The organism is Rhodococcus sp. NPDC058521 (assembly GCF_042719695.1).
Lineage (GTDB): Bacteria > Actinomycetota > Actinomycetes > Mycobacteriales > Mycobacteriaceae > Rhodococcus_F.
In genome coordinates, this window is sequence record NZ_JBHXNL010000010.1 from 38,378 (window position 1) to 62,493 (window position 24,116).

The following is a 24,116-nucleotide window of genomic DNA, read 5'->3' on the forward strand; positions in this document are numbered from 1 at the left end:
CATGCCAGGCAGATGCACGTTGACAATGCAGGTGCTCACGCTTCGAACCTGGTGAATGCTGCCCGAACGAGCTGTCCGGCATTCGCGGTAACCTGGTTTGTCCGGTTGGCAGCCGGAAAAGTACCTCCGGAGACCCGAACTCTCGAAAGGACCGGCCACCTCGGTCGACCTGTATGAACCGTAAGACTGTGTTTCGTAACCTGGCGATCGTTGCCGCGATTCTGTTGGTGATCTACGCCTTCAGTTACTTCGGCAACGACACTCGCGGATTCGAAAGTGTCGACACCTCCGTGGCGATCGCGCAACTCGACGCCGGCAACGTCACGGAAGCGCAGATCGACGACCGTGAACAGCAGATTCGTCTGTGGCTGAAGGACGGGAACGACGACACCTCGGGAAAGACCGAGATCCTCGCCAAGTACCCGGCCGCCGCTTCGGAGCAGATCTTCGACTCCGTGAGGACCAAAGGTCTCGAGAAGTACAACACCACGGTCACGCAAGAGAGCTGGTTCACCTCGATCCTGCTCTTCGTCCTGCCGATGGTCATCCTGCTTGGCATCTTCTTCTTCGTGATGAGTCGCATGCAGGGAGGCGGCCGCGGAGGTGTCATGGGCTTCGGTAAGTCCAAGGCCAAGCAGCTCAACAAGGACATGCCGACCACCACGTTCAACGATGTCGCCGGCGCGGACGAGGCCGTCGAAGAGCTCTACGAGATCAAGGACTTCCTGCAGAGTCCCGCCCGCTACCAGGCACTCGGAGCCAAGATCCCCAAGGGTGTTCTGCTCTACGGCCCTCCCGGAACCGGTAAGACCCTGCTCGCCAGGGCCGTCGCCGGCGAGGCCGGAGTTCCGTTCTTCACCATCTCGGGTTCCGACTTCGTCGAGATGTTCGTCGGTGTGGGTGCTTCCCGCGTCCGCGACATGTTCGAGCAGGCGAAGCAGAACAGCCCCTGCATCATCTTCGTCGACGAGATCGACGCGGTCGGTCGCCAGCGTGGCGCCGGACTCGGTGGTGGCCACGACGAACGCGAACAGACCTTGAACCAGTTGCTCGTCGAGATGGACGGTTTCGGCGACCGCACCGGCATCATCCTGATCGCTGCCACGAACCGTCCCGACATTCTCGACCCCGCATTGCTTCGACCCGGCCGTTTCGATCGTCAGATTCCGGTCGGTGCACCGGACCTCGCCGGCCGTCGAGCGATCCTCAAGGTTCATTCACAGGGCAAGCCGATCGATCAGAACGCCGACCTCGAGGGTCTCGCGAAGCGAACCGTCGGCATGTCCGGCGCCGACCTTGCGAACGTCATCAACGAAGCTGCGCTGCTCACCGCGCGTGAGAACGGTGCCGTCATCACGGAGGCGGCCCTCGAAGAGTCCGTCGACCGCGTCGTGGGTGGTCCCCGTCGCAAGAGCCGCATCATCAGCGAGCACGAGAAGAAGATCACGGCGTACCACGAGGGCGGTCACACGCTCGCAGCCTGGGCGATGCCGGATATCGAACCCGTGTACAAGGTCACCATCCTGGCGCGGGGGCGTACCGGTGGTCACGCGATGACGGTGCCCGAGGACGACAAGGGCCTCATGACTCGATCGGAGATGATCGCAAGGCTCGTCATGGCGATGGGCGGACGTGCAGCCGAGGAACTCGTGTTCCACGAGCCCACCACCGGTGCCTCCTCCGACATCGACATGGCAACCAAGATCGCTCGCTCGATGGTCACCGAGTACGGCATGAGCGCCAAGTTGGGTGCCGTGCGGTACGGGCAGGAAGCTGGTGACCCCTTCCTCGGCCGTTCGATGGGACAGCAGTCCGATTACTCGCACGAGGTCGCGAGGGAGATCGACGAAGAGGTGCGCAATCTCATCGAGGCCGCGCACACCGAGGCCTGGTCGATTCTGAACGAGTACCGCGATGTCCTCGACGTGCTGGCAACCGAACTGCTCGATCGTGAAACGCTGACGCGCAAGGATCTCGAGAAGATCTTCCACAGTGTCGAGAAGCGGCCCCGCATCACCGTCTTCAACGATTTCGGTGATCGCACGCCTTCGGACAAGCCGCCGGTCAAGACTCCGCGCGAGTTGGCAATCGAACGCGGTGAAGAGTGGATCGAGAAGCCGGAACCGGTTTTCGCTCATCCCGCGCCGCAGACGCCGCAGAACGGTAGTGCGTCGCAGCCGACGGGCCAGAACGGTGGGGATCCGCAACACGCGCTGCCCGAACAGTCGCAGCAGGGTCAGAACCCGTACGGCGGAAACCCGTATGGCGAGCCGGCCTACGGACGGCCCCAGCAGGGGCAGTCGGAGCCGCAGTACAACCAGCCGCCCTACGGGGACGCAGGCTACCCGCAACCGCAATACCAGCCACCCGCGAACGGCTACCCACAACCCGGTCAGCGGCGGCAGGGCCCTCCGCAATCCGGTGGCGGGCAGCAGCCCACCGAGCATCCGCGTCCCGATTACGGGGCTCCCGCGGGCTGGTCGGCTCCGGGATGGCCACCGCGTGAGCCCTCCGGTAATCAGTGGACGCCCCCGCCCCAACGGGAGCAGCGGCCGGATACGGGCGGCGAGGACGAGCAGCCGCCGACGATGCCGTGGGAAGGCCCGGCCGGTCCGCGCTGACCGGAACGGCATAGGCTGTTGAGCTTGGGCGAACGGCCCTCGATCCTGGAGGAGTAGTCGGTTGTCGGTGAATCATCTCGATACTGAGCCGGTGGCGCTCGAGACGGGTCGTGAGTTCGATCAGGCTCGTGCCGAGGCGGCGGTCCGCGAACTGCTCCTTGCGGTGGGTGAGGACCCGGACCGTCAGGGTCTGCGAGATACCCCGGCGCGGGTCGCTCGTTCGTATCGGGAAATCTTCGCCGGCCTGTACACCGATCCTGATTCGGTGTTGAACACGACGTTCGACGAGGGTCATCAGGAGTTGGTTCTGGTCCGCGACATCCCGATGTATTCCACGTGCGAGCACCACCTCGTCTCGTTCCACGGGGTGGCCCACGTTGGCTACATTCCGGGGCGTTCGGGCAAGGTGACCGGCTTGTCGAAGCTGGCTCGTGTCGTCGATCTCTACGCCAAGCGTCCGCAGGTCCAGGAACGGCTCACCAGCCAGATCGCGGACGCCGTGATGCGTAAACTCGACCCGCGTGGCGTCATCGTCGTGGTGGAGGCCGAGCACCTGTGCATGGCGATGCGCGGAATTCGCAAGCCCGGCGCGAGCACCACGACCTCGGCGGTTCGTGGACTCCTGCAGTCCAGTCCGGCTTCGCGGTCGGAGGCCCTGGATCTCATCCTGCGGAAGTAACCGTGTCGGATCGAACAGTGGCGCTTCCGAAACCCGACCGGACGGTCGTGATGGGTGTGCTGAACGTGACGGCCGATTCGTTCTCCGACGGTGGGCGCTTCCTCGATCGTGACGATGCGCTCGAACGGGGTCTCGAACTGAAGCGACTGGGTACGGACATAGTCGACGTGGGTGGTGAATCGACCCGGCCGGGGGCGGTTCGAGTCCACCCCGAAGTCGAGGCGGGCCGGGTCGCTCCGGTCATCGCGGACCTGGTCGCCGAAGGAATCTGCGTGAGCGTCGACACCATGCGCGCCTCGGTGGCGGCCGCAGCGATCGAGGCGGGTGCCTCCATCGTCAACGATGTGTCCGGCGGACGAGCCGATCCCGACATGGCGGCGGTGGTTGCCGATGCCGGCACCCCCTGGGTGTTGATGCACTGGCGTTCGGCCGCGGACTACGTGCACCGCGGCAGCGCCGACCGCTACGACGACGTGGTCCGTGAAGTTACCGAAGAACTGACCACCCAGGTGGACGTCGCCGTGAAGGCAGGTGTCGACCCGGGTGCGATCGTCCTCGACCCGGGTCTCGGCTTCGCCAAGAGCGCGGCACACAATTGGGCGCTGCTCGAGGCTTTGCCACGGATGCGCTCGCTCGGATTCCCTGTCCTGGTCGGGGCCTCACGCAAACGTTTTCTGGGTTCGTTGCTGGCTGACGAATCGGGCGAGAGTCGACCACCAGCGGGCCGTGAGATCGCCACGGCGGTCGTGTCGGCGCTCGCTGCCACGCACGGGGCGTGGGGAGTTCGCGTCCACGACGCACAGGCATCGCTGGATGCCATCGCCGTCGCGGACGCCTGGCGGCGGGGAGGCTCGGGTGCCTGACCGAATCGAACTGCGCGGACTCGAGGTCCGTGGCAACCACGGAGTCTTCGACCACGAGAAGCGTGACGGTCAGAACTTCCTTGTCGATGTGCTGGTCACGATGGACCTTTCGCGTGCTGCCGCGTCGGACGATCTGACGGACACCCTCGACTACGGCGCACTGGCGCAGCGGGCCGCAGCGATCGTGGCCGGACCGGCACGCGATCTCATCGAGACGGTCGCCGCGGAGATCGCGGACGATGTCATGACCGACGAGCGCGTCGACGAAGTCGAAGTGGTGCTCCACAAGCCGTCTGCGCCCATTGCGCTCACCTTCGCCGACGTTGCCGTCGTGGCGCATCGGGTGAGGTCGTCGGCATGAGTCGGGCAGTGTTGTCGATCGGCTCCAATGTGGGGGACAGCCGGGCGCACCTGCAGTCGGTGGTGGACGCGCTCGGGAGTCGAGTGGTCGGCGTGTCCGGGTTGTACGCGACGGCGCCGTGGGGCGGGGTCGAGCAGCAGGACTTCCTCAATGCGGTCGTGATTGCCGAGGACTCCGATTTCGACTGCCGGCAATGGCTCAGGTTCGGTCAGGAACTCGAAGCGGCGGCAGATCGGGTTCGTGTCGAGCGTTGGGGGCCTCGCACCCTCGATGTCGACGTCATCACGTGTGACGACGTTCGTAGCGACGACCCCACGCTCACGTTGCCGCACCCGCGCGCGCACGAGAGGGCGTTCGTGCTGGTGCCGTGGCTCGACGTGGACCCGGATGCGCAGCTCTTCGTCGGCGACGGCCCACAGCGTGTGGACGCGTTGCTCGCCGCCTCGAGTGCGGACGAGCGGGCCGGCGTGCGGCGGAGTCACCTGGCGTTGAGGCCGGCATCGTGAAGGCGACCCGCTTCTGGGACCTCGTGCTGTTGGGTGCGACAGCCCTCGCCGTCACCTGGATTCTGGTCCGAGTCTTCTACGGTTCGGTGCCTCCGATACCCATCTTCGCGGGCGCATCGTTGTATCTGGTGGCTGCGATCGAGACGGTGCTGGCGTTCATGATCAGGTCGCGGATCAAGGACCACCGCATCGGTCCGGGTCCGAACCAGATACATCCGATCACTGCTGCGCGTGCGGCGGCCTTGGCGAAGGCGTCGGCGCTCGTGGGTGCCGCGACGGCAGGGGTGTGGTGTGGTTTCCTGATCTACCTGGTGCCACAGCAGTCGGTGCTGGACGCGGCAGGTGCCGATGCACCCGGCGCCTGGGTGGGATTGGTGGCAGCGCTCGCTGTGATCGCTGCGGCGTTGTGGCTCGAACACTGCTGTCGCACCCCCGAGGACACGAACGACGAACCGGCACACTGACCGGTGCGGAAACCACGGGTTAGCCCGTAGCGACCAGTACCCTGGCAGCATGACGAATCCTGGTCGCCTGAAGGCACCGCGCCGCCCGAAACGCAGCGCCAGCCAGATGATCGTTGCCGGGCTGCTCGCTCTGGCGGTCGTGGCATCGCTCTTTCTGATCTTCAGCGACAGCGTGCAGTTGCTGCGCGTCGGTCTCGTCATAGCGTTGTGGGCCGCAACTCTCGGTGCGATAGCGATGACCAAATATCGTCGTGAGTCCGCGCTGGACAAGGCCAAAGTGAACGATTTGCAGACGGTGTACGAGCTGCAACTCGAGCGCGAGATCACCGCGCGCCGCGAGTACGAACTCACGGTGGAGAAGCGGGTCCGGTCCGAGGTTCGTGCCGACTCGGAAGAACTGGCTGCGCTGCGCGCCGAACTTTCGGCTCTTCGGCAGAACCTCGAGGTGTTGTTCGACGGAGCGATGCCGACGGAGCGGACAGCCTTGCGCGCCGACTCCACCAGGGTGCAGGAACTGGCTCGTGGTGCGTACGGCAGTTACCAGCCAGCAGCCTCCGGTTTGTACATTCCGGGTTCGGGCGGCGGCCAGTCGAGCTCCACCGGATCGCGGGCATACGGGCACGGACACTCGGGGTTCGCCTCGCCGGAGGACGATCCGGTCACCGCCGAGACCACGATCGTGCCCGGTGACTACGACCAGGAAGCTGCGCCGGAACAGGGATCGACCCAGGATCGGAACGAACAGGGCAGTTTCACTGTCGACGGCTATCCGCGCGAGAGCACGGAAGCGGACGACGCCGAGCCCCGCACGGACCCTCGGATGCAGGCCGTCCGCCGTGAGGACTTGGAACCGCAGGAGACCGAAGCGGTGCAGGAGGCGGAACCCGAACTTCGCGTTGCCGAAGAAGTGGGCGCCCAGGAGCCGGCGTCCGAAGAGTTCGTCGCGGAAGAAATAGTTGCAGAAGAGGTCGTCGCCGAGGAAACGGCCGAGGCGGACAGTGCCCCGCAACGGACGTCTCGTCGATCACGTCGTGCGCTCGAGTCCGAGGAACACGAATCCTCCGGTGCACATTCGAGCGGGCTGACCGTTGCCCAGATAATGGCGAACATGCAGGCCGACCCTTCGCGGCAATCCACCGGCGGGCGGCGACGCCGAGCGGAGTAGCGCGCGAGCCTCTCCTGGTGAGGCGCATATCACTGCGATGTGGCGTGGCGAGTCGACGTGCGCGCGGACTACGCTCTCCGCAGGACGTCTGGTACCCGCACGGCGGGACTGGAACGAACGAGAGGACGACTGTGACTTCCTTCGGGATCACGAATGGGCCTGCACCTGCACGATTGACGGTCGGAATCGTCTCGGCGGGACGGGTGGGCACCGCTGTCGGCGCCGCTTTGGAGCGGGTCGGTCATGTTGTCGTCGCCTGTTCGGCCGTTTCCGAGGCTTCACGTGCACGAGCCCGCACGCGTCTTCGCGAATCCGAGGTCCTTCCCGTCGACCAAGTGGCCGGGAAAGTGGAGCTTCTCGTGCTGGCAGTTCCCGACACCGAGCTTTCCGCGCTGGTTGCAGGTCTCGCTGCGACCGATGCAGTCGGCCCGGGCACCATCGTGGTGCACACTTCGGGTGCGAACGGGATCGGAATTCTGGCCCCGCTCGCTGCGAAGGGTGCTCTTCCCCTCGCGGTACATCCAGCCATGACGTTCACCGGCCACGACGAGGACACGGCACGACTGTCTTCCGCCTGCTTCGGGATCACCGCGGCCGACGACATCGGATACGCCATCGCCCAGTCCCTGGTCCTCGAGATCGGTGGCGAGCCGGTTCGCGTGGCCGAGGGAATGCGTCCCCTCTATCACGCGGCACTGGCGCACGGTAGTAACCACTTGGTGACGCTCGTCGCGGATGCCGTGCAGGCTTTGCGTGTAGCGCTCGAAGGCCAGGAACTGCTGGGGCAGGAGTTGGTCGGGGACGAGCCGGGTGGCGTTGCCGAACGGGTCATCTCCCCGCTCCTGACCGCGGCACTCGACAACGTGTTGCGCCGCGGACCATCAGCCCTCACCGGGCCGGTTTCGAGGGGAGACGTGGAGGCCGTCTCGACGCACTTGAAGTCGTTGTCGGACGTCGACCCACGCATCGCCGAGGGGTATCGGGCGCTGTCGCTCCGTTCCGCACAGCGCGTGCGCGCCGACCAGGACATGATCGACCTGTTGGGAACACGAACGGATATGAAGAGTGGAGGTGAGTCCTGTGAGTGATCTTCAGGGCGGATACACACGCGGTGAACTCACCGTGCATCACGACCCGCAGATGCTGCATCGCGTGACGAAAGCGCTGCGCGGCGTCGGCAGGAAGGTGGCGCTGGTCCCGACGATGGGGGCGTTGCACGCCGGACATCTGGAACTGGTGCAGCAGGCGAAGATCACCGGTGCCGTGGTCGTGGTGTCCATCTTCGTGAACCCCTTGCAGTTCGGTCCCGGCGAGGATCTGGACGCGTACCCGCGCACCGTGGACGCGGATCTGGAACTGCTGCGCGAGGCCGGCGTCGAATTGGCGTTCGTCCCGACCGCGGCGCAGATGTACCCGGCAGGTCCGCGGACCACGATTCATCCGGGCCCGCTGGGCAGTGAACTGGAAGGCGCTTCCCGGCCGTCGCACTTCTCCGGCATGCTCACCGTGGTCGCGAAGCTGCTGCAGATCGTGGCTCCCAACTTCGCCGTGTTCGGCGAAAAGGACTACCAGCAACTGATTCTCATCCAGCAGATGGTGCGGGACCTGAACTTCGACGTCGACATCTTCGGTGTCCCCACGGTGCGCGAACACGACGGACTCGCATTGTCGTCCCGCAACCGCTACCTCGACGATGCTCACCGCGAAGCTGCCACCGCGTTGTCTGCGGCTCTCATCGCGGGCGCGCATGCCGCGGCGGGTGGGCCGGACTCGATCGTCGCGACGGCACGGGAAGTTCTCGCCGCCGTGCCGGAGCTCGAGATCGATTATCTCGAGGTGCGAGGGGTCGACCTCGGCGAGCCGCCGGAGCGTGGCGACGGTCGCCTCCTGGTCGCGGCGCGCATCGGCTCCACACGACTGATCGACAACGTCGGCGTCGCGGTGGGAACGGGTTTTCTCGAACGCGACACGGACCCCATTCAGGCATCTGCCGACGATCTGCTCTCCCGATAGAAACCAGTAAGGACCACAACATGTTTCGCACCATGATGAAGTCGAAGATCCATCGCGCCACCGTTACTCACGCCGATCTGCACTACGTGGGTTCGGTCACCGTCGATCAAGACCTGATGGACGCCGCCGATCTTCTCGAGGGGGAGCAGGTGTGCATCGTCGACATCGACAACGGGGCCCGCCTCGAGACGTACGTCATTGCCGGTGAGCGCGGTAGTGGAGTCATCGGGATCAACGGTGCTGCAGCACATCTGGTCAAGCCGGGCGATCTCGTCATCCTCATCGCGTACGGAGTGATGAGTGAGCAGGAGGTGCGCGAGTACCAGCCCCGCGTCGTGTTCGTCGACTCCGACAACAAGCAGGTCGAGTTGGGATCCGATCCCGCGCACGCGCCGGAGGGGTCCGGCCTGGTGACTCCCCGCATGCTCTCCGAGCTCGACGCCCCGCGCGAATCCAGCCTGGTCTGACCATGTTGCTGGCCGTCGACGTCCGAAACACCAGCATGGTGCTCGGTCTCTTCACGGGATTCGGTGAGCACGCGCGGTTGGTGCAGGACTGGCGGATGCGTACCGATTCCCGTATGACCGCGGACGAGTTGGCTCTGAAGTTCCGCGGCCTGTTAGGGCCACACACCGAACAGATCCTCGGGGTGACCGCGCTGTCCACGGTGCCGGCAGTCCTTCGGGAGATCCGCGTGATGCTGGACCGGTACTGGGGTCATGTTCCGCACGTGGTGGTGGAACCCGGTGTGCGAACCGGTGTTCCGCTCCTGGTGGACAACCCCAAGGAGGTCGGTGCGGACCGAATCGTGAACAGTCTTGCCGCCCATCATCTGTACGGCACGGCCGCGATCGTCGTGGACTTCGGTACATCGACTTGCATCGACGTCGTATCCGACAAGGGTGAGTTCCTCGGGGGTTCGATTGCACCCGGGCTGACGATCTCCCACGATGCCCTGGCCGCCCAGTCCGCAGCGTTACGGAAAGTGGAACTGGTGCGTCCCCGGTCCGTCGTCGGTAAGAACACCGTCGAATGCATGCAATCGGGCGCGGTTTTCGGTTTCGCGGGAATGGTGGACGGGCTCGTGCGTCGAGTGCGTGCGGAGCTTCCGGCCTTCGCCGGCCCCGACGTTGCGGTCATTGCGACCGGGGACACCGCCCCACTCGTGATCCCCGAGTCCGAGACGGTCGAGCACTACGAACGCCACCTCACCCTGGACGGTCTGCGGTTGGTGTTCGAGCGCAATCAAACGCGTCGCGGTCCTGGTCGACGGGCTGCGGGTCAGTAGCCGGGGGTTCCGCTCGGGCGAGAGTTGTGTCAGAATCTTCGGCGTGAACTTTGTCGCGGGTGCTCAGGAGTGTTGTCGAGGCTGAACGCTGCCTCGACCAATTTTCACACTCCTGGAGTCTCATCCGTGCTCTCTACATATTCTTCTTCTGCGTCTGCGCCTACCCGTCTGCGCCCGGTCGACCTGCTGCGCATCACCGATCAAGGCGCTGCCGAGGTACTCGACGGCCGCTACGACGACCGCCTCCCCGGCGTCTGGCCCGAGGACGATCGTTGGTCCTCGCGCCTGTACTCCGACGATGATCTGGACGTCTGGCTGATCAGCTGGGTCCCCGAGCGGAACACCGAATTGCATGACCATGCAGGGTCTTTCGGGGCTCTCACCGTCCTGAGTGGCGCTCTCGCCGAGTACCGCTGGGTCGGCGATCAGCTTCGCCGACGAACTCTCGACACCGGCGACCAGGCGGCCTTTCCGCTCGGCTGGGTGCACGACGTGGTGCGTGCCCCCGAATCGACTCAGGTCACCCCGACGCTGAGCGTCCACGCGTACTCGCCGCCGCTCACGGCCATGTCCTACTACGAGGTGACCCCGCACCGCACATTGCGTCGCACCCGCACCGAACTCACTCACGTCCCCGAGGGAGCAACGAAATGACCATCGAGGACATGCTCGAAGAAGCCCGGTCACGTATCGACCGGATTTACGCGTTCCAGCTCACCGAGGCACTGGCGCGCGGGGCGGTCGTCGTCGACATTCGCCCGCAGGCGCAGCGGCAGCGTGAGGGGACGCTGCCGGGGGCTCTGGCCATCGAGCGGAACGTGCTCGAATGGCGTCTGGATCCGGCCAGCAGTGCGCGGCTCGCGATGGCCGTGGATCACGACGTCGAGTGGGTCATCGTGTGCTCCGAGGGCTACACCTCCAGTCTTGCGGCTGCGTCGCTGCAGCAACTCGGTCTCCGTAATGCCACCGACCTCGTCGGTGGTTACCGGGCGATCAAGGCCGCCGGTCTGGTCGGGGCCCTCGTCGCTACCGCGCACTGCACTCGCGAACTGACGACGGTGGCCGCGCACTGACGCTCACGAACGCCGGCCGTCACGGGTGACCTCGGCTCGTCTACCGGCAGGTATTAGGCTGGTTCCCCGTGAGTGAAGTAGCAGCGCAGCCAGTCGACGACACCCCCGAGCAGCTCCGCATCCGGCAGGAGAAGCGGGAGCGCCTTCTCGCCGAGGGGCGCGAGGCGTACCCGGTGTCGGTGGCGCGTACCCACTCGCTGGCCGAGATCCGCGCGAAGTACCCCCAACTGGAAGCCGACACGGCAACCGGCGACCAGGTCGGCGTCGTGGGACGCATCATCTTCATGCGCAACACCGGCAAGCTGTGCTTCGCGACCCTGCAGGAAGGTGACGGCACCCAGCTGCAGGCCATGATCAGCCTGGCAGGCGTGGGCGAAGAAGCCCTCGCCGCATGGAAGGCCGATCTGGACCTCGGTGACTTCGTGTTCGTCCACGGTGAGGTGATCAGCTCCCGTCGTGGCGAGCTGAGCGTGATGGCCGATTCCTGGCAGATCGCGTCCAAGTCCCTGCGGCCGCTGCCGGTCGCGCACAAGGAGATGAACGAGGAGTCCCGAGTTCGTCAGCGGTATGCCGACCTGATCGTGCGCCCCGAGGCACGAGAGAACGCCCGCAAGCGAGTGGCAGTGGTGCGCGCGTTGCGCGACGCGCTCGAGCGTCGCGGGTTCCTCGAGGTCGAGACCCCGATGCTGCAGACCCTGCACGGTGGCGCGGCGGCCCGGCCGTTCGTCACGCACTCGAACGCACTCGACATGGACCTGTACCTCCGGATCGCGCCGGAGCTCTTCCTCAAGCGTTGCGTCGTCGGCGGCATCGAGAAGGTCTTCGAGATCAACCGGAACTTCCGCAACGAAGGTGTCGATTCCACACACTCGCCCGAGTTCGCGATGCTCGAGACCTACGAGGCTTACGGCACGTACGACGACTCGGCTGTGATGATCCGCGAATTGGTCCAGGAGGTTGCACAGGAGGCGTTCGGAACGCAGGTCGTCATGCTCGCCGACGGCACCGAGTACGACTTGAGCGGCGAGTGGAAGACCCTCGAGATGTACCCCTCCCTGTCCGAGGCGATCGGTGTCGAGGTCACCCCCGAGACGACTGTCGCCGAACTCGAAGAACTCGCCGCGAAGGTCGGGCTCGAGATCCCGGAGGGCAAGGGATACGGGCACGGCAAGTTGGTCGAGGAGCTGTGGGAGCACCAGTGCGGTGATCAGCTCTTCGCGCCCACGTTCGTGCGTGACTTTCCCGTCGAGACCTCCCCGCTCACGCGCGATCACCGTGGCAAGAAGGGTGTGACCGAGAAGTGGGACCTGTACGTGCGCGGGTTCGAACTCGCGACCGGCTACTCCGAGCTGGTGGATCCGGTCATCCAGCGTGAGCGCTTCGTCGATCAGGCGCGGTTGGCTTCGGCAGGAGACGACGAGGCGATGGTTCTCGACGAGGACTTCCTGGCCGCGATGGAGCAGGGAATGCCGCCGACGACGGGGACAGGAATGGGAATCGACCGACTTCTCATGGCGCTGACCGGATTGGGTATCCGCGAAACAATTCTGTTCCCCATTGTTCGACCTGGTGCGCGCTGATTTTTCGCATTCAGTACGTTGGACTGATTCACATCTGACTTTTTCGTCATTTTCTGGGTATTCTCGAACTCGGGTATCGGGGTAAGGTTGCGCACGGGTACAGCTCGCGTCGCAACAGTGTCATGCCGTTTCATTCGAGAGGAATAACATCCCATGGCCAAGAAGGTCACAGTGACGTTGATCGATGACGTCGACCAGGACAAGTTTGCAGACGAGACCGTGGAGTTCGGGCTGGACGGCGCGCACTACGAGATCGACCTTTCGTCCGAAAATGCAGCAAAACTGCGCGAGGAACTCGAGGTGTGGGTTTCGAACGCGCGCAAGGTAACCGCACGAAAGCGTGGACGTGCAACAGTACCGGCGGCCACCGGTAAATCGCGGGTATCCGTCGATCGTGAGCAGAGTGCGGCCATCCGCGAGTGGGCGCGAAAGAACAACAAGAAAGTTTCGGCACGCGGGCGGATCTCCGCGGAAATTATCGAGGCATACAACAACGCCAACTGACAGCATCCAGTCGAAGCTGAAAGTTAACTGTCTTCTGATTTCTTTCGATTCATCTGCTACGCCCGTGAGTGGTTGGCGAGTCCGGACACTCGCCAACCATTCACAGGGCCGTAGGCCTCAGTCCCAGTCGAGATTCGAATCGGCGATGCGAGCGAGGTCGGCGGCCTGATCGCACCACTTCCGGTTCGGGTCCGGGTGGTCCGAAGCCTTTGCTTCGCCGGTCGGGACGACCGAGACGAGCAGGGTGCGCTCGTTGCTGTACTGAACCTGGACCGCGCAGTTGCCGGGTGTGCCGCTCATCAGTTCGATGTTTTTACCGTCGACCTCCCCGATCGACTCGTATTCCATGCCCAGGTCGCCACCGAGCATGACTGCGAGGCTTGCGCTCCCTTCACCGAAGCCACCCCAATCACAACCGATGATGTCCGGTGAATCCTGCGGTGAACGTTCGGCGGAAATCTCCGAATCTCCTGCAGCTTCTGCCGCGCGCTCGGCGGGGACGAGGCTGCACGGATCCACGCCTTCGAAAGCGGGTGACGCTTCGACACCCTCTCCTCCTGGCGCAGACGTGGCAGCGGCGCCGTCCGGTTCCGTGGTGTCGGAGTCGCCGCACCCTGCGAGAGCTGCGACGGACAGAACCGCGGCCGCGGCGACGATTCCCCTGAAATTCGAACGAGTGGTCACCAGGGGCATGTGCGGTTCCTTGTCGTGAAGTGGATGGACGTTGTCGTCAGGTGATGGTCGTTGCGTTCGAGCGGTACCGTACCGACCCGCTCGGGGCCGCGATCACGGCACTTGCAGACCTGTTCGCTCCCGGCGTACAGGGAGGCGGAAACGATTGCGCTAGCTGCGACGTTATGCAGAGTGAACGGATTCGAACCTTCACCGATCCGGGTGGAGGGGCACCGGCCGAATGGCGCTCCCACTAGAGTATCGAGTGAGGTCGTGGAACCTGCAGAGGTTCGGCGCCATCCGCCACTTGTGCCGGAGCGAAACGCGGCGGACGGGGACGAGACATCCGGTCTCGTGATCGGTCGTCGGAAAGTGTGAGGGAGAGCGATGTTCGAGAGGTTCACCGATCGCGCACGGCGCGTTGTTGTCCTGGCTCAAGAAGAAGCCAGGATGCTCAACCACAACTACATCGGTACGGAGCACATCCTGCTCGGCCTCATTCACGAGGGCGAGGGTGTCGCCGCCAAGTCGCTGGAGTCGTTGGGCATCTCCCTCGAAGGAGTGCGCAGCCAGGTCGAAGAGATCATCGGTCAGGGTCAGCAGGCCCCGTCCGGTCACATCCCCTTCACCCCGCGCGCCAAGAAGGTCCTCGAGCTCAGCCTGCGTGAAGCGCTGCAGCTCGGACACAACTACATCGGCACGGAGCACATCCTGCTCGGCCTCATCCGTGAAGGTGAGGGCGTCGCGGCCCAGGTTCTCGTCAAGCTCGGCGCAGACCTGAACCGGGTTCGTCAGCAGGTCATCCAGCTGTTGTCCGGCTACCAGGGCAAGGAGCCGACCGAGGCGGGCGGTGCTCGCGGCGAGGCCGGCACGCCGTCCACGTCGCTGGTCCTCGACCAGTTCGGTCGCAACCTCACCCAGGCGGCTCTCGAAGGCAAGCTGGACCCGGTCATCGGCCGCTCGAAGGAGATCGAGCGCGTCATGCAGGTGCTCTCGCGCCGCACCAAGAACAACCCCGTCCTCATCGGTGAACCCGGTGTCGGTAAGACGGCTGTCGTCGAGGGCCTGGCCCAGGCCATCGTCAACGGTGAGGTGCCCGAGACCCTCAAGGACAAGCAGCTCTACACGCTCGACCTCGGGTCGCTCGTGGCCGGCAGCCGTTACCGCGGTGATTTCGAAGAGCGCCTGAAGAAGGTCCTCAAGGAGATCAACACCCGCGGCGACATCATTCTGTTCATCGACGAGCTGCACACGCTCGTGGGTGCGGGAGCTGCAGAGGGCGCCATCGACGCGGCTTCGATCCTCAAGCCGAAGCTCGCCCGTGGCGAGTTGCAGACCATCGGTGCGACCACCCTCGACGAGTACCGCAAGTACATCGAGAAGGACGCCGCGCTCGAGCGTCGCTTCCAGCCGGTGCAGGTCGGTGAGCCCTCGGTCGATCACACCATCGAGATCCTCAAGGGTCTGCGCGACCGCTACGAGGCGCACCACCGAGTGTCCATCACCGACAGTGCGCTCGTCGCGGCGGCGACGCTTGCGGATCGCTACATCAACGACCGCTTCCTGCCGGACAAGGCGATCGACCTCATCGACGAGGCAGGTGCGCGGATGCGCATTCGCCGGATGACGGCTCCGCCGGACCTGCGCGAATTCGACGACAAAATCGCCGACGCGCGCCGCGAGAAGGAATCCGCGATCGACGCGCAGGACTTCGAGAAGGCCGCGAACCTGCGTGACAAGGAGAAGACCCTCGTCGCCCAGCGCGCCGAGCGTGAGAAGCAATGGCGTTCCGGTGACCTGGATGTCATCGCCGAGGTCGACGACGAGCAGATCGCCGAGGTCCTCGGCAACTGGACCGGTATCCCCGTCTTCAAGCTCACGGAGGAGGAAACCACTCGTCTGCTCCGTATGGAGGAGGAGCTGCACAAGCGGATCATCGGTCAGGAAGATGCGGTCAAGGCGGTCGCGAAGGCCATCCGTCGCACGCGTGCCGGACTGAAGGACCCGAAGCGTCCGTCCGGTTCGTTCATCTTCGCCGGCCCCTCCGGTGTCGGTAAGACGGAGCTCGCGAAATCGCTCGCCAACTTCCTGTTCGGCGAGGACGACGCACTCATCCAGATCGACATGGGCGAGTTCCACGACCGCTTCACCGCTTCGCGGCTGTTCGGTGCCCCTCCTGGGTACGTCGGCTACGAAGAGGGCGGTCAGCTCACCGAGAAGGTGCGCCGCAAGCCGTTCAGCGTCGTGCTGTTCGACGAGATCGAGAAGGCCCACCAGGAGATCTACAACACCCTCCTGCAGGTCCTCGAGGACGGCCGTCTCACCGACGGTCAGGGACGTACCGTGGACTTCAAGAACACGGTCCTCATCTTCACCTCGAACCTCGGTACCTCGGACATCTCCAAGGCGGTGGGCCTCGGGTTCACGACGGGCAAGGGCGACGAGTCGAACTACGAGCGGATGAAGCTCAAGGTGCACGACGAGCTGAAGAAGCACTTCCGTCCCGAGTTCCTCAACCGTATCGACGACATCGTCGTGTTCCACCAGCTCACCACGGAGCAGATCGTGGAGATGGTGGACCTGATGATCACCCGCGTCGAGACTGCCCTGAAGAACAAGGACATGGCCATCGAGATCACCGACAAGGCCAAGTCGTTGCTCGCGAAGCGCGGTTTCGACCCGGTGCTCGGTGCCAGGCCGCTGCGTCGCACCATCCAGCGCGAGATCGAGGACCAACTGTCGGAGAAGATTCTCTTCGGCGAGATCGGCCCCGGTCAGATCGTGCTGGTCGACGTCGAGAACTGGGACGGCGAAGGGCAGGGGGAGGACGCCAAGTTCACCTTCTCGCCGAGCGACAAGCCGGTCGAGGTTCCGGACTCACCGGAGACCGTGCTGTCGAGTACTTCGGGCGAGGGTGAAGGCAACGGTAACCAGGAGTCCTGACACCAGGCAACGAAGTGCGGGCCACCAGCATCACGCTGGTGGCCCGCTTTTCTTTGTCCCGCCGATGGTCAGGTACGGCTGAACCAGGTGACCACTGCGCCATTGTCGAAATGTTCCGACCTGGTCGGGTGGAACACGGTGGGATCGAAGTCGCCGTCGAACACGGATAGTCCCGATCCTGCGACTACCGGGTAGCGCTTGATGATCATTTCGTCGATCTCCCCGAGAAGGGCTCCCGCGAGTTTGCCCCCGCCTGCGAGCCAGATGTCCAATCCTGGCTCTTTCTTCAGCGTGCGTATCAACTCGAACGGATCGGTCGTGACGGTGACGGCAGGGTCGTCCGAATCGCCGAGGGTATTCGACACCACGTACTGCCGAAGATGGGCGTATGGGCTCGTGATTCCGATGGTGAGTGCAGGGTCGTACGTGCCGCGGCCCATGACGACCGTATCGAACGCCTGGTTCTCGGCGTCGGACAGGCCGAACGGCGCCCGCAGATGGGTAGGCACGGTGTCGGGGTAGCGCTCGTTGATCCAGGTGGTCATCTGATCCGACACGGGAAAGAACTCGACTTGTTCGTGCGGTCCGGCAATGTAGCCGTCGAGGGTTGTGCCTACGTAGTACACGAGCTTTCGCATGACCACTCCGTTCGTAGTACTCTGAATGTAGTTCGACGATGTACTACGGATGGAGTGGTGTCAAGTGCGTCGAAACCCGGAACGTAGAGCAGCGCTTGTGGATGCGGCCATCGAGGTGCTGGCTGACGAGGGGGCCCGCGGGCTCACCTTCCGTGCAGTCGATGCACGTGCCGCTGTGCCCAATGGAACGGCTTCCAACTATTTCGCGAACCGGGACGATCTGCTGACCCAGGCGGGTGGGCGAATCTACGAGCGTCTCGTGCCGGAGAACGCGGTGTTCGCCGATCTGGCGAACGGTGAGCACGACGTCGCCCACCTGACGAAGCTGATGCGGGAAACCGTGACGAGGGTCGCGACGTTCCGAACAGGCTTCCTCGCGTTGCTCGAGCTCAGGCTGGAGGCCACGCGCCGGCCGGAACTGCGCCGTGTTCTCGGTGAACGGGTACGGGCCGACCTCGATCTCAACATCGAAAATCACCTGACATCGGGTATGCCGGGCGACTCAGTCACGGTCGAACTGCTGTACTCGGCTCTCAACTGGATGATCGTCGACCGGCTGACCCTTCCCGACCTGCACGACGAGGAGCATTTCGACCGTCTCGTTGCGGCAGTCGTGGAGCGTTCACTGCCCCGGTGAGGTCTTACGGCTGTGGCCGGACCAGTTCGCCAGGCGTTCGGTCGGGCCGGCGTCTACCGAGGATTCGACGACCTCGTCGAAGGGGATGAAGTCGCCACCGCGTGGCGAAGCGGGAATCATGGCACGGGCCATCGACAACGCGGCCTCCGCCAGTTCCGGAGCTGCTTCGGCATTCTGTCCGGTGGCGACCGCGAGATCCCAGCCGTGCACGAGTGTCTCGTTGAGGTAGCCGCCGATGGCGCCTCGGCCGGGAACGGCACCCCACGGAGGAGTCACTTCGGTGTCGAGCAGGGTGTCGTCGTTCCACACGGACCACATCCGATCCGTCGCAGCCCGGTAAGCGTTGCCATAGCCGTCGTCCGGGATGTCGGTGAGGACCAGTGGGATGGTGGCGGGCTCTCCGCCGGCGCCGATCACACGCGCGCGTTCGACGGTGGCGACGAGGTGGCCGAGCAGTCTGCGAACGTCGAACTCGGTGCAGGGAGTGGGAAGGGTGAGTTGGTCGGCTGCCACTTCGTCGATCAGTTCGGACACCCACGTGAGGGCGTCACGGTAGAGGGGGCGAGGATCCGTGTGTGTCGCTGTGTTGGTCATGACGTTCACTCTCGACCAGATATATGACACCTTCTGTCATATATCTTTGGAAGACTTCTTGCATGCGCGCCGATCGTCTCCTCTCGTTGGTTCTCCTGCTGCGCAATCGTGGCCGCATGTCGGCGTCGGAGCTCGCGAGGGAGTTGGAAGTGTCGCCGCGGACGGTGTTGCGCGATATCGAGGCGTTGTCCACGGCAGGCATCCCGGTCTACGCCGAGCGTGGCCGTGATGGTGGTTTCGAACTGCTCCCGGGCTTCACGACCGATCTCACCGGGCTGACCGGTGGTCCAACAGGCGGTGTTTGCGGGCCGCCGCATCCGAACGACGTACGCGCCCCGCGACAAGGCGCCTGCCGTTCGCGTCGTGGATCCGATCGGGCTGGTGAATGCCGCGGGGTACTGGTACCTCGTCGCATTGCACGACGGGCAGGATCGCACTTACCGTCTCTCCAGGATGTCCGATGTCGCAATGCTGGACGAACCGGCCGACCGGCCGAAGGACGTGGATCTGCGGGCCCTGTGGGCGTCCCGTCGTGAAAAGTTTCGATCGACGCGGAACTTCGTCACAGCGGTGCTGCGGGTGCGAACCACCAGAGTGAGGGCGATGCTGAACACCACGGTGGCAATTCTTTCGAACGCGGAGGCAGACGACGGATGGAGCGTGGTGGAGGCCGAATTCGGGGACCTCGTGCATGCCCTCAACACGGTGTGGCTGTACGGCGAGGACTGTGAGGTTGTAGCCCCCGCGTGCGTGCGAGAAGCAGTGCGGGATCGAGCCCTCCGACTCGCCGCGCGGCACGAGAAGTGAGACAGGCGGGGAGCTTGGGCGGGTGGGCAGGGGCGGTGCGAGCGAGTACGTTTCGGGGTGGACAGAATTCTCTTCGGTCGATCAGGAATGAGGAAGCGCGATGCCCACACGGACCGCACGGACCGCTTGGAACGGAAGCCTCGAGCAAGGGAGTGGGCAGGTCGAACTGTCCAGTTCGGGTGTGGCCACCTTCGACGTGTCCTTCCCCAAGCGTGCGGCGGAGGACGCCGGCGGCACCACCAGTCCAGAGGAGTTGATCGCGGCCGCACATTCGTCGTGCTACGCGATGCAGCTGTCGGCGCTGGTCGCCGAGGCCGGTGGCACACCGCAGAGCCTCGAGGTGAAGGCGGAAGTTTCGCTCGGTCCGGACGATCCTGGATTCAAGCTGACTGGGATCAAGCTGATCGTGCGCGGTGAGGTGGACGGTCTCGATGCGGACGGATTCGCGAAAGCTGCACAGGCAGCCAAGGATTCCTGCCCGGTGAGCAAAGCGCTCACGGGTGTCGAGATCTCGTTGGATGCAGCACTGGAAAGTTGATTGTTTGAGTAGCTAACCGGAAGCTGCACGCTGCGTAAACCAGGTGTTCCGGGTAAATGTGTCGGTGGCACCTGATAACTTCTTGTTTGTTCGGCCGGGTCGGGGCTTAACAAGAGGGGGTTTCACAATGAGTGCCGTTGTCGAGAACGTACAGGTATACAGTCAGGCAGCCTTGTCTCATCGGGAGATCGAGGTGCTTCGTGAATGGTTGCGGTGTGAGTCGAAGGTCGAGGTAGCTCGGCGGCTCTACATTGCCCAGGGCACGGTGAACACGCATCTGGTGCGGATTCGCGACAAGTATGCTGCTGCCGGTCGACCGGCCACCACCAAGACTGCTCTGCTCGTGCGGGCACTGCAGGACGGGTTGATCACGATCGAAGAGTTGTGATCAGTCCCGGGTCCATCGGTCGCGAATCTCACGCATCTTGCGGAGCAGTTCGGCCTCGCTGACGACGCCACGGTCGAGTAGCTCGTGGGTCGTCGCGACGACGGACCTGGTGTGGACGGGAAAGTCTCGGTAGACGGTTTCGCCGAGTTCGTCCTCGGTGCCTCGGCGGTCGAGGTTGTCCCACGCACCGCGCCAGGACAGACATTCGCAGACAGCCTGCATGCTCCCCTCCCAAGGGGCAGGCTTTCGATCCCGGCCCGTGAGCCCGGTGTCGGTGCGTACCTCATCGGGTGGGAGAGCGTCGAAAAGGACGCGGTAGCCCTCGGTTCTGGAATGTTCCGTCCTCGTCACGCTGCACCTCCGTTGATCTCCGACGGTGGCTTCTGCGCCGTCCAATCCGTCCGGGGCAGTGCCACTCCGATCATCGTGTCTCTCGTGACGATCTGGGCGAGTTCGTCCTCGCTCCAGCCGTCGGTTCCCTCGGGGCGCATAGGCATCACCATGAATCGTGACTTCTGGTTCGAGTCGTGCACGCGGACTTCGACTTCCGGGGGCATGTGTAGCCCGAACTCGGCGAGGACTTCACGCGGCCACCGCACCATCCTGCGGCGGTAATTGGGTGTTCGGTACCAGTCGGGCGACATACCGAGGACGGGCCGGGGGTAGCACGAACACAGCGTGCACACGATCACGTTGTGCACGGTCAGGGTGTTCTCGAGGACGTAGAAGTACGTGTAGTCGCTCGGTGTGCCGGAACCGGTCGGATCCCGCCAGTCGATTCCGACCTCCTTGCACGTCTCGGTGCCGTCCTCGAGGAGCCGCTTCTTGAACTCCTGGTCGACCCACGATTTCGCGACGAGTCGCGAGCCGCCGGAGGGCCCCACCGATTCTGCCCATTCGAGAAACATCCGGTGGTCTTCCGAGGAGAACAATCCTTTCTCGATCGACAACTCGCGGATCGCCGCTTCGAGGACTTCGAACTCGCTTATCTCCTCCGATTCTCGAATAGGCGTGTGATCGCCATGTTCATCGCTCATGGGGCCGCCTCCAGCCAACGTTCGGAACATTCGGTTTCCAGGGTGTCGCCGTCGAATCCGGTGTACCGATCCCACAGGTCGGTCTGCAGGAATCGGACGACGTAGAACGGCTCCTGCCTTCCGTCGTCGCGACCCCAGGCTTCGTCTTCGGGAATGACCCATGCGGGTCGGTGTTCCACGATCACGCCGGTATGACCTCTGATGAACGCCTGCGTTCGGGTGTGGAACATCGACGTGGATTCGCGCACCCTGACCCGATCACCGATCTCGAAGTTTCTCATTGCTTCGCCTCGCGCATTCTGGCGCGCACGTCGTCGAGCTTCGCGGACAACTCGTCGGGTGTGATGAATCCCTTTGCGACAAGCGTTTTCGCGGCTACGGTGATCCACCGTGCGTAATAGGGCAGCCCGAAGTACAGCGTGGCGCCGAGGTCGTTCTCGGCCCGTCGTCGCTCCTCGGAATTCCACACGCCGCGCCACCCCAAACATTCACAGGTGACGTAGGTGTTCATTTCCCAGGTCTCCTCGACCTTCTCCTTGTACTCGACGGGCAGGGCGGGTTGTCCACCGACGTCGTGAAGTACATGCCGCAGAGCTTCGAAGGAGGAGTTGGACAGTTCGTATGGGGAGTCGAGTGATTCGCCTCGTACGGGGTTGTATTCGGCTACGCGATCGGACACCGAGTCGAATCCGGCTCGGGTGGACTGGGTACCCATTTGGTGCTCCGCTCGGGGGTGTCAGCGGCACGCGCTCACCGGGTCAGTGGCAGGGCAGGCCCATCAGATGGCGGCCGTCGTGCATCAGTTCGTGGAGGTACATGCCGCTGCGAGAAATGGCCCCCTGATCGAATCCGACCAGGTAGAGCGTGAGCAGTGCCAGGAGAACGGCACCAACTGCTGCGAGCGTGATGCCGATGGTGTCGGTGAGATGCCGGTTCGGCGTATATGCCAGATCCATACGTGCCCCCTGGAGGGTGGGTGTCGAGCAATTGCCCGTTCTTTCAGACGTTACGCCGCGGCCCTTCTGCGGTGGCGCTGATTCGGCGCGGTCTGGATGTGACGGCCGAAGAACCGTCCGGAGCTCGGCGTGAGCATCAAGGCGATCGCCGTGATCACGGCAAGGAGATGAACGGTTCGTGCAGTGAGAATCACGGCGCTGTACAGGGTGAGTTCGGGGAGCGAATTGCCCGACAGCATCCAGGTGAGGGGCTCGGACACGAGCGAAGCGATTCCGGCCGTGCCGAGTCCTACGACGAGGACGATTCGCGCCCAACCCTCGCCCGCTCGAAGTCGGCCCATCACGACCAACACCGCTGCGTACACGGAGAGACGGACCAGGACCTGCAAGCCGACGGACGACAGGTTCACATCGGGTTCTTGCAGGGCCGTCGACACGTGAGCGATCGTTTCGACAACTCCTGCCGAGAGCGCAAGCGCGAGCAACCAATACGCCCGGTCGACCGAGGCGGGTGGGGTGACGCGCTGTTCTCGAACCACCGACATGACAAAGCCCCTTGCTGAGAGGTCGAAGTGTGATCACTTCATGCTCACGGCGCAGGGGCCCTGCTCACATCACTCCGAGGTGCCGATCGGACCCCGTACTCAGGTGCTAGCCAATCGGCTTTCGGTTCGCGGCGCGGTCGGTGAGGAACGCGAATGCGGCGCCCAGTGCCAACCACAGCGTGGCCTGGGTTGCGAGAGACGAGAGACGGAATTCCCACAGCAGAGTGGCGGGGAAGTCCTCGCCGACTTCGTTGATGCTCGGTAGCGCCGCATAGCCGATGACAACGACCACCAGAAACGCTGCGACCGGCGCGATCACCCGTACCGAGGCGAAGTTCTGGTCTGCCACTCGCCCCGCCACGAATACGGCCACCGCGACCGCCAACAGTCCCAGCACGACAGCAGCAAGCCACAGCCACGTGCGCTGGTTGATGGTCTCGGGGTCGCCTACCGCTGGTGGGTTTGCGGGGTACTTGAAGAACGGAACGGCTTCGATCGCTAGCCAGCCGAGACCTGCCAGGGTCAGAGCCAGGGCTGCTCCCGACAGTGCGGTGAGTCGACGTGCGTAGTGCATGACGACGGCGTAGATGGCACCGAGGGCAAGGCCGGCCAGTGCGGTGGCCAGGAAGAGGCCGCCCTTCTGTCCGTCTCGGCTGACCAGGGCATCCTCTTCGTCGTGCGAATGCCCACCTGCAGCTTCGTGGTCGTGCGGCTCGGCCGCGGACTGGGCTTCCTCGAGCGCGATCGCGGAGTCCACGTGGGGCTCGCCGAGGACGAATGCCACGCCGCCGGCAAGGATTCCGGCGATCAGTCCGGCCAGCAGGCCGCGGATGAGGAGCTTCGTGAACGACTGGGTGCCGATGTGCGAACCGGTCGTCAGTGGCACGGCAGGCCCATCAGGTGGCGTCCGTCATGCATCAGTTCGTGCATGAACATGCCGGTGCGCGAGACCGCACCCTGATCGAATCCCACTATGTACAGCGCGAGCATGGAGAGCAGTACGACCGCGAACGCGATGACGGCCAGTTTGGTCGAGTCGACCGATGCCTCGGGAGAGTAGGCGAGTGCCACGGGTGGTTCCTCCTGGGATTGCGCGTCCCCTAGGTGTCCATACGATGGCCGACAGTGTCTGGCTTTTCAGTGGCGCGACCGCTCCGGAATTGCACCGGATTCCTGCCGAACAATCGCTTTGTCCTGCGAACTTTGACACCGGCGGGTAGCCGGTGTCAACGAGCTCGTGGTGA

General features: G+C 64.2%; 30 protein-coding genes, 1 pseudogene and 1 riboswitch. Of the genes and pseudogenes, 20 read left to right on the forward strand and 11 right to left on the reverse strand.

The window, feature by feature from the left end:
* The first annotated feature begins 173 nt into the window (after positions 1–173).
* From ftsH to ACFWO3_RS15880, 15 genes are all read left to right on the forward strand, one after another.
* Positions 174–2,621, forward strand: coding sequence for an ATP-dependent zinc metalloprotease FtsH (gene ftsH / locus ACFWO3_RS15810; protein WP_378579314.1), 2,448 nt, complete (start codon positions 174–176; stop codon positions 2,619–2,621).
* 61 nt (positions 2,622–2,682) lie between these two features.
* The gene (gene folE, locus ACFWO3_RS15815; RefSeq protein ID WP_378579316.1) at positions 2,683–3,300 is read left to right on the forward strand and encodes a GTP cyclohydrolase I FolE; all 618 of its coding nucleotides are present in this window, start codon (positions 2,683–2,685) and stop codon (positions 3,298–3,300) included.
* 50 nt (positions 3,301–3,350) lie between these two features.
* Positions 3,351–4,163 carry a dihydropteroate synthase gene (gene folP, locus ACFWO3_RS15820; protein ID WP_378579525.1) on the forward strand — a complete coding sequence of 271 codons (813 nt, stop codon included), beginning with the start codon at positions 3,351–3,353 and terminating at the stop codon, positions 4,161–4,163.
* Positions 4,156–4,524 carry a dihydroneopterin aldolase gene (gene folB / locus ACFWO3_RS15825; RefSeq protein ID WP_378579318.1) on the forward strand — a complete coding sequence of 123 codons (369 nt, stop codon included), beginning with the start codon at positions 4,156–4,158 and terminating at the stop codon, positions 4,522–4,524. Before folP ends, folB begins: the two co-directional genes overlap by 8 nt.
* A complete protein-coding gene (gene folK / locus ACFWO3_RS15830) occupies positions 4,521–5,030 on the forward strand; it encodes a 2-amino-4-hydroxy-6-hydroxymethyldihydropteridine diphosphokinase (RefSeq protein ID WP_378579320.1) in 510 nt (169 codons plus the stop codon). Before folB ends, folK begins: the two co-directional genes overlap by 4 nt.
* Positions 5,024–5,494, forward strand: coding sequence for a DUF3180 domain-containing protein (locus tag ACFWO3_RS15835; RefSeq protein WP_378579527.1), 471 nt, complete (start codon positions 5,024–5,026; stop codon positions 5,492–5,494). Before folK ends, ACFWO3_RS15835 begins: the two co-directional genes overlap by 7 nt.
* Positions 5,495–5,543: 49 nt before the next feature.
* Positions 5,544–6,659, forward strand: coding sequence for a DUF6779 domain-containing protein (locus ACFWO3_RS15840; protein WP_378579321.1), 1,116 nt, complete (start codon positions 5,544–5,546; stop codon positions 6,657–6,659).
* A 131-nt stretch (positions 6,660–6,790) separates the two neighbouring features.
* On the forward strand, positions 6,791–7,747 hold the full coding sequence (locus ACFWO3_RS15845) for a Rossmann-like and DUF2520 domain-containing protein (protein WP_378579323.1): 957 nt from the start codon (positions 6,791–6,793) through the stop codon (positions 7,745–7,747).
* The gene (gene panC / locus ACFWO3_RS15850) at positions 7,740–8,672 is read left to right on the forward strand and encodes a pantoate--beta-alanine ligase (protein WP_378579325.1); all 933 of its coding nucleotides are present in this window, start codon (positions 7,740–7,742) and stop codon (positions 8,670–8,672) included. Before ACFWO3_RS15845 ends, panC begins: the two co-directional genes overlap by 8 nt.
* Positions 8,673–8,692: 20 nt before the next feature.
* Positions 8,693–9,139 (forward strand): aspartate 1-decarboxylase, encoded by a 447-nt coding sequence (gene panD, locus ACFWO3_RS15855; protein WP_378579327.1) that lies wholly within the window; start codon positions 8,693–8,695, stop codon positions 9,137–9,139.
* 2 nt (positions 9,140–9,141) lie between these two features.
* Positions 9,142–9,960, forward strand: coding sequence for a type III pantothenate kinase (locus ACFWO3_RS15860; RefSeq protein ID WP_378579329.1), 819 nt, complete (start codon positions 9,142–9,144; stop codon positions 9,958–9,960).
* A gap of 126 nt (positions 9,961–10,086) precedes the next feature.
* Positions 10,087–10,614, forward strand: a complete 528-nt coding sequence (locus tag ACFWO3_RS15865) for a cysteine dioxygenase (protein ID WP_378579330.1) — start codon at positions 10,087–10,089, stop codon at positions 10,612–10,614.
* A complete protein-coding gene (locus tag ACFWO3_RS15870) occupies positions 10,611–11,033 on the forward strand; it encodes a rhodanese-like domain-containing protein (RefSeq protein ID WP_378579332.1) in 423 nt (140 codons plus the stop codon). Before ACFWO3_RS15865 ends, ACFWO3_RS15870 begins: the two co-directional genes overlap by 4 nt.
* 68 nt (positions 11,034–11,101) lie before the next feature.
* On the forward strand, positions 11,102–12,613 hold the full coding sequence (lysS, locus tag ACFWO3_RS15875) for a lysine--tRNA ligase (RefSeq protein WP_378579335.1): 1,512 nt from the start codon (positions 11,102–11,104) through the stop codon (positions 12,611–12,613).
* Positions 12,614–12,766: 153 nt separating this feature from the next.
* Positions 12,767–13,117: an Lsr2 family protein gene (locus tag ACFWO3_RS15880; protein ID WP_378579336.1), complete on the forward strand. Its 351-nt coding sequence runs from the start codon at positions 12,767–12,769 to the stop codon at positions 13,115–13,117.
* A gap of 117 nt (positions 13,118–13,234) precedes the next feature.
* On the opposite strand, the gene ACFWO3_RS15885 is transcribed toward ACFWO3_RS15880, so the two are convergent.
* Positions 13,235–13,810: a DUF3558 family protein gene (locus tag ACFWO3_RS15885; protein ID WP_378579339.1), complete on the reverse strand. Its 576-nt coding sequence runs from the start codon at positions 13,808–13,810 to the stop codon at positions 13,235–13,237.
* A 366-nt stretch (positions 13,811–14,176) separates the two neighbouring features.
* On the opposite strand from ACFWO3_RS15885, the gene ACFWO3_RS15890 reads away from it, so the two are divergent.
* The gene (locus ACFWO3_RS15890; protein ID WP_378579340.1) at positions 14,177–16,732 is read left to right on the forward strand and encodes an ATP-dependent Clp protease ATP-binding subunit; all 2,556 of its coding nucleotides are present in this window, start codon (positions 14,177–14,179) and stop codon (positions 16,730–16,732) included.
* A 68-nt stretch (positions 16,733–16,800) separates the two neighbouring features.
* Here the strand turns inward: ACFWO3_RS15890 and ACFWO3_RS15895 are convergent, their stop codons facing one another.
* Entirely contained in the window at positions 16,801–17,370 is a 570-nt protein-coding gene (locus tag ACFWO3_RS15895) for a dihydrofolate reductase family protein (protein ID WP_378579342.1), read from the reverse strand.
* A gap of 64 nt (positions 17,371–17,434) precedes the next feature.
* Between ACFWO3_RS15895 and ACFWO3_RS15900 the strand changes: the two genes are divergently transcribed.
* A complete protein-coding gene (locus ACFWO3_RS15900; RefSeq protein ID WP_378579344.1) occupies positions 17,435–18,007 on the forward strand; it encodes a TetR/AcrR family transcriptional regulator in 573 nt (190 codons plus the stop codon).
* Here the strand turns inward: ACFWO3_RS15900 and ACFWO3_RS15905 are convergent.
* On the reverse strand, positions 17,993–18,601 hold the full coding sequence (locus ACFWO3_RS15905) for a TIGR03086 family metal-binding protein (protein ID WP_378579346.1): 609 nt from the start codon (positions 18,599–18,601) through the stop codon (positions 17,993–17,995). The two genes, ACFWO3_RS15900 and ACFWO3_RS15905, sit on opposite strands and share 15 nt — an antisense overlap.
* Positions 18,602–18,663: 62 nt before the next feature.
* On the opposite strand from ACFWO3_RS15905, the pseudogene ACFWO3_RS15910 reads away from it, so the two are divergent.
* The 3 genes and pseudogenes from ACFWO3_RS15910 (at position 18,664) to ACFWO3_RS15920 (ending at position 20,334) form a co-directional block, all read left to right on the forward strand.
* Positions 18,664–19,408: pseudogene (locus ACFWO3_RS15910) on the forward strand (helix-turn-helix transcriptional regulator).
* Positions 19,409–19,508: 100 nt separating this feature from the next.
* Positions 19,509–19,946, forward strand: a complete 438-nt coding sequence (locus tag ACFWO3_RS15915) for an OsmC family protein (RefSeq protein ID WP_378579348.1) — start codon at positions 19,509–19,511, stop codon at positions 19,944–19,946.
* Between the two features lie 127 nt (positions 19,947–20,073).
* A complete protein-coding gene (locus ACFWO3_RS15920) occupies positions 20,074–20,334 on the forward strand; it encodes a LuxR C-terminal-related transcriptional regulator (RefSeq protein ID WP_378579350.1) in 261 nt (86 codons plus the stop codon).
* On the opposite strand, the gene ACFWO3_RS15925 is transcribed toward ACFWO3_RS15920, so the two are convergent.
* The 8 genes from ACFWO3_RS15925 to ACFWO3_RS15960 form a co-directional block, all read right to left on the reverse strand.
* On the reverse strand, positions 20,335–20,685 hold the full coding sequence (locus tag ACFWO3_RS15925) for a ScnB (RefSeq protein WP_378579353.1): 351 nt from the start codon (positions 20,683–20,685) through the stop codon (positions 20,335–20,337).
* Positions 20,682–21,371, reverse strand: coding sequence for a thiocyanate hydrolase subunit gamma (scnC, locus tag ACFWO3_RS15930; RefSeq protein WP_378579355.1), 690 nt, complete (start codon positions 21,369–21,371; stop codon positions 20,682–20,684). Before scnC ends, ACFWO3_RS15925 begins: the two co-directional genes overlap by 4 nt.
* Complete coding sequence (locus tag ACFWO3_RS15935) at positions 21,368–21,652, reverse strand: SH3-like domain-containing protein (RefSeq protein WP_378579357.1); 285 nt, start codon at positions 21,650–21,652, stop codon at positions 21,368–21,370. Before ACFWO3_RS15935 ends, scnC begins: the two co-directional genes overlap by 4 nt.
* The gene (locus ACFWO3_RS15940) at positions 21,649–22,086 is read right to left on the reverse strand and encodes a hypothetical protein (RefSeq protein WP_378579359.1); all 438 of its coding nucleotides are present in this window, start codon (positions 22,084–22,086) and stop codon (positions 21,649–21,651) included. The genes ACFWO3_RS15935 and ACFWO3_RS15940 overlap by 4 nt, the downstream gene beginning before the upstream one ends.
* 43 nt (positions 22,087–22,129) lie before the next feature.
* Positions 22,130–22,327, reverse strand: a complete 198-nt coding sequence (locus ACFWO3_RS15945; RefSeq protein WP_378579362.1) for a CbtB-domain containing protein — start codon at positions 22,325–22,327, stop codon at positions 22,130–22,132.
* Between the two features lie 50 nt (positions 22,328–22,377).
* Positions 22,378–22,872: a hypothetical protein gene (locus tag ACFWO3_RS15950; RefSeq protein WP_378579364.1), complete on the reverse strand. Its 495-nt coding sequence runs from the start codon at positions 22,870–22,872 to the stop codon at positions 22,378–22,380.
* 106 nt (positions 22,873–22,978) lie between these two features.
* Positions 22,979–23,758 (reverse strand): CbtA family protein, encoded by a 780-nt coding sequence (locus tag ACFWO3_RS15955; protein WP_378579366.1) that lies wholly within the window; start codon positions 23,756–23,758, stop codon positions 22,979–22,981.
* Positions 23,749–23,943, reverse strand: a complete 195-nt coding sequence (locus ACFWO3_RS15960; protein ID WP_378579368.1) for a CbtB domain-containing protein — start codon at positions 23,941–23,943, stop codon at positions 23,749–23,751. The genes ACFWO3_RS15955 and ACFWO3_RS15960 overlap by 10 nt, the downstream gene beginning before the upstream one ends.
* Positions 23,944–23,975: 32 nt before the next feature.
* A riboswitch (cobalamin riboswitch) is annotated at positions 23,976–24,101 on the reverse strand.
* Positions 24,102–24,116: the final 15 nt, after the last annotated feature.

What these genes read in the sequence shown, in the direction of transcription:
- panD (WP_378579327.1), top strand. Translation starts at nt 8,693, where the DNA reads ATGTTTCGCACCATGATGAAGTCGAAGATCCATCGCGCCACCGTTACT.
- folK (WP_378579320.1), top strand. Translation starts at nt 4,521, where the DNA reads ATGAGTCGGGCAGTGTTGTCGATCGGCTCCAATGTGGGGGACAGCCGG.
- ACFWO3_RS15905 (WP_378579346.1), bottom strand. Translation starts at nt 18,601, where the DNA reads ATGACCAACACAGCGACACACACGGATCCTCGCCCCCTCTACCGTGAC.
- ftsH (WP_378579314.1), top strand. Translation starts at nt 174, where the DNA reads ATGAACCGTAAGACTGTGTTTCGTAACCTGGCGATCGTTGCCGCGATT.
- ACFWO3_RS15860 (WP_378579329.1), top strand. Translation starts at nt 9,142, where the DNA reads ATGTTGCTGGCCGTCGACGTCCGAAACACCAGCATGGTGCTCGGTCTC.
- ACFWO3_RS15840 (WP_378579321.1), top strand. Translation starts at nt 5,544, where the DNA reads ATGACGAATCCTGGTCGCCTGAAGGCACCGCGCCGCCCGAAACGCAGC.
- ACFWO3_RS15885 (WP_378579339.1), bottom strand. Translation starts at nt 13,810, where the DNA reads ATGCCCCTGGTGACCACTCGTTCGAATTTCAGGGGAATCGTCGCCGCG.
- ACFWO3_RS15920 (WP_378579350.1), top strand. Translation starts at nt 20,074, where the DNA reads ATGAGTGCCGTTGTCGAGAACGTACAGGTATACAGTCAGGCAGCCTTG.
- ACFWO3_RS15915 (WP_378579348.1), top strand. Translation starts at nt 19,509, where the DNA reads ATGCCCACACGGACCGCACGGACCGCTTGGAACGGAAGCCTCGAGCAA.
- ACFWO3_RS15940 (WP_378579359.1), bottom strand. Translation starts at nt 22,086, where the DNA reads ATGGGTACCCAGTCCACCCGAGCCGGATTCGACTCGGTGTCCGATCGC.
- ACFWO3_RS15945 (WP_378579362.1), bottom strand. Translation starts at nt 22,327, where the DNA reads ATGGATCTGGCATATACGCCGAACCGGCATCTCACCGACACCATCGGC.
- folP (WP_378579525.1), top strand. Translation starts at nt 3,351, where the DNA reads ATGGGTGTGCTGAACGTGACGGCCGATTCGTTCTCCGACGGTGGGCGC.
- scnC (WP_378579355.1), bottom strand. Translation starts at nt 21,371, where the DNA reads ATGAGCGATGAACATGGCGATCACACGCCTATTCGAGAATCGGAGGAG.
- ACFWO3_RS15895 (WP_378579342.1), bottom strand. Translation starts at nt 17,370, where the DNA reads ATGCGAAAGCTCGTGTACTACGTAGGCACAACCCTCGACGGCTACATT.
- ACFWO3_RS15880 (WP_378579336.1), top strand. Translation starts at nt 12,767, where the DNA reads ATGGCCAAGAAGGTCACAGTGACGTTGATCGATGACGTCGACCAGGAC.
- ACFWO3_RS15935 (WP_378579357.1), bottom strand. Translation starts at nt 21,652, where the DNA reads ATGAGAAACTTCGAGATCGGTGATCGGGTCAGGGTGCGCGAATCCACG.
- ACFWO3_RS15870 (WP_378579332.1), top strand. Translation starts at nt 10,611, where the DNA reads ATGACCATCGAGGACATGCTCGAAGAAGCCCGGTCACGTATCGACCGG.
- ACFWO3_RS15950 (WP_378579364.1), bottom strand. Translation starts at nt 22,872, where the DNA reads ATGTCGGTGGTTCGAGAACAGCGCGTCACCCCACCCGCCTCGGTCGAC.
- ACFWO3_RS15890 (WP_378579340.1), top strand. Translation starts at nt 14,177, where the DNA reads ATGTTCGAGAGGTTCACCGATCGCGCACGGCGCGTTGTTGTCCTGGCT.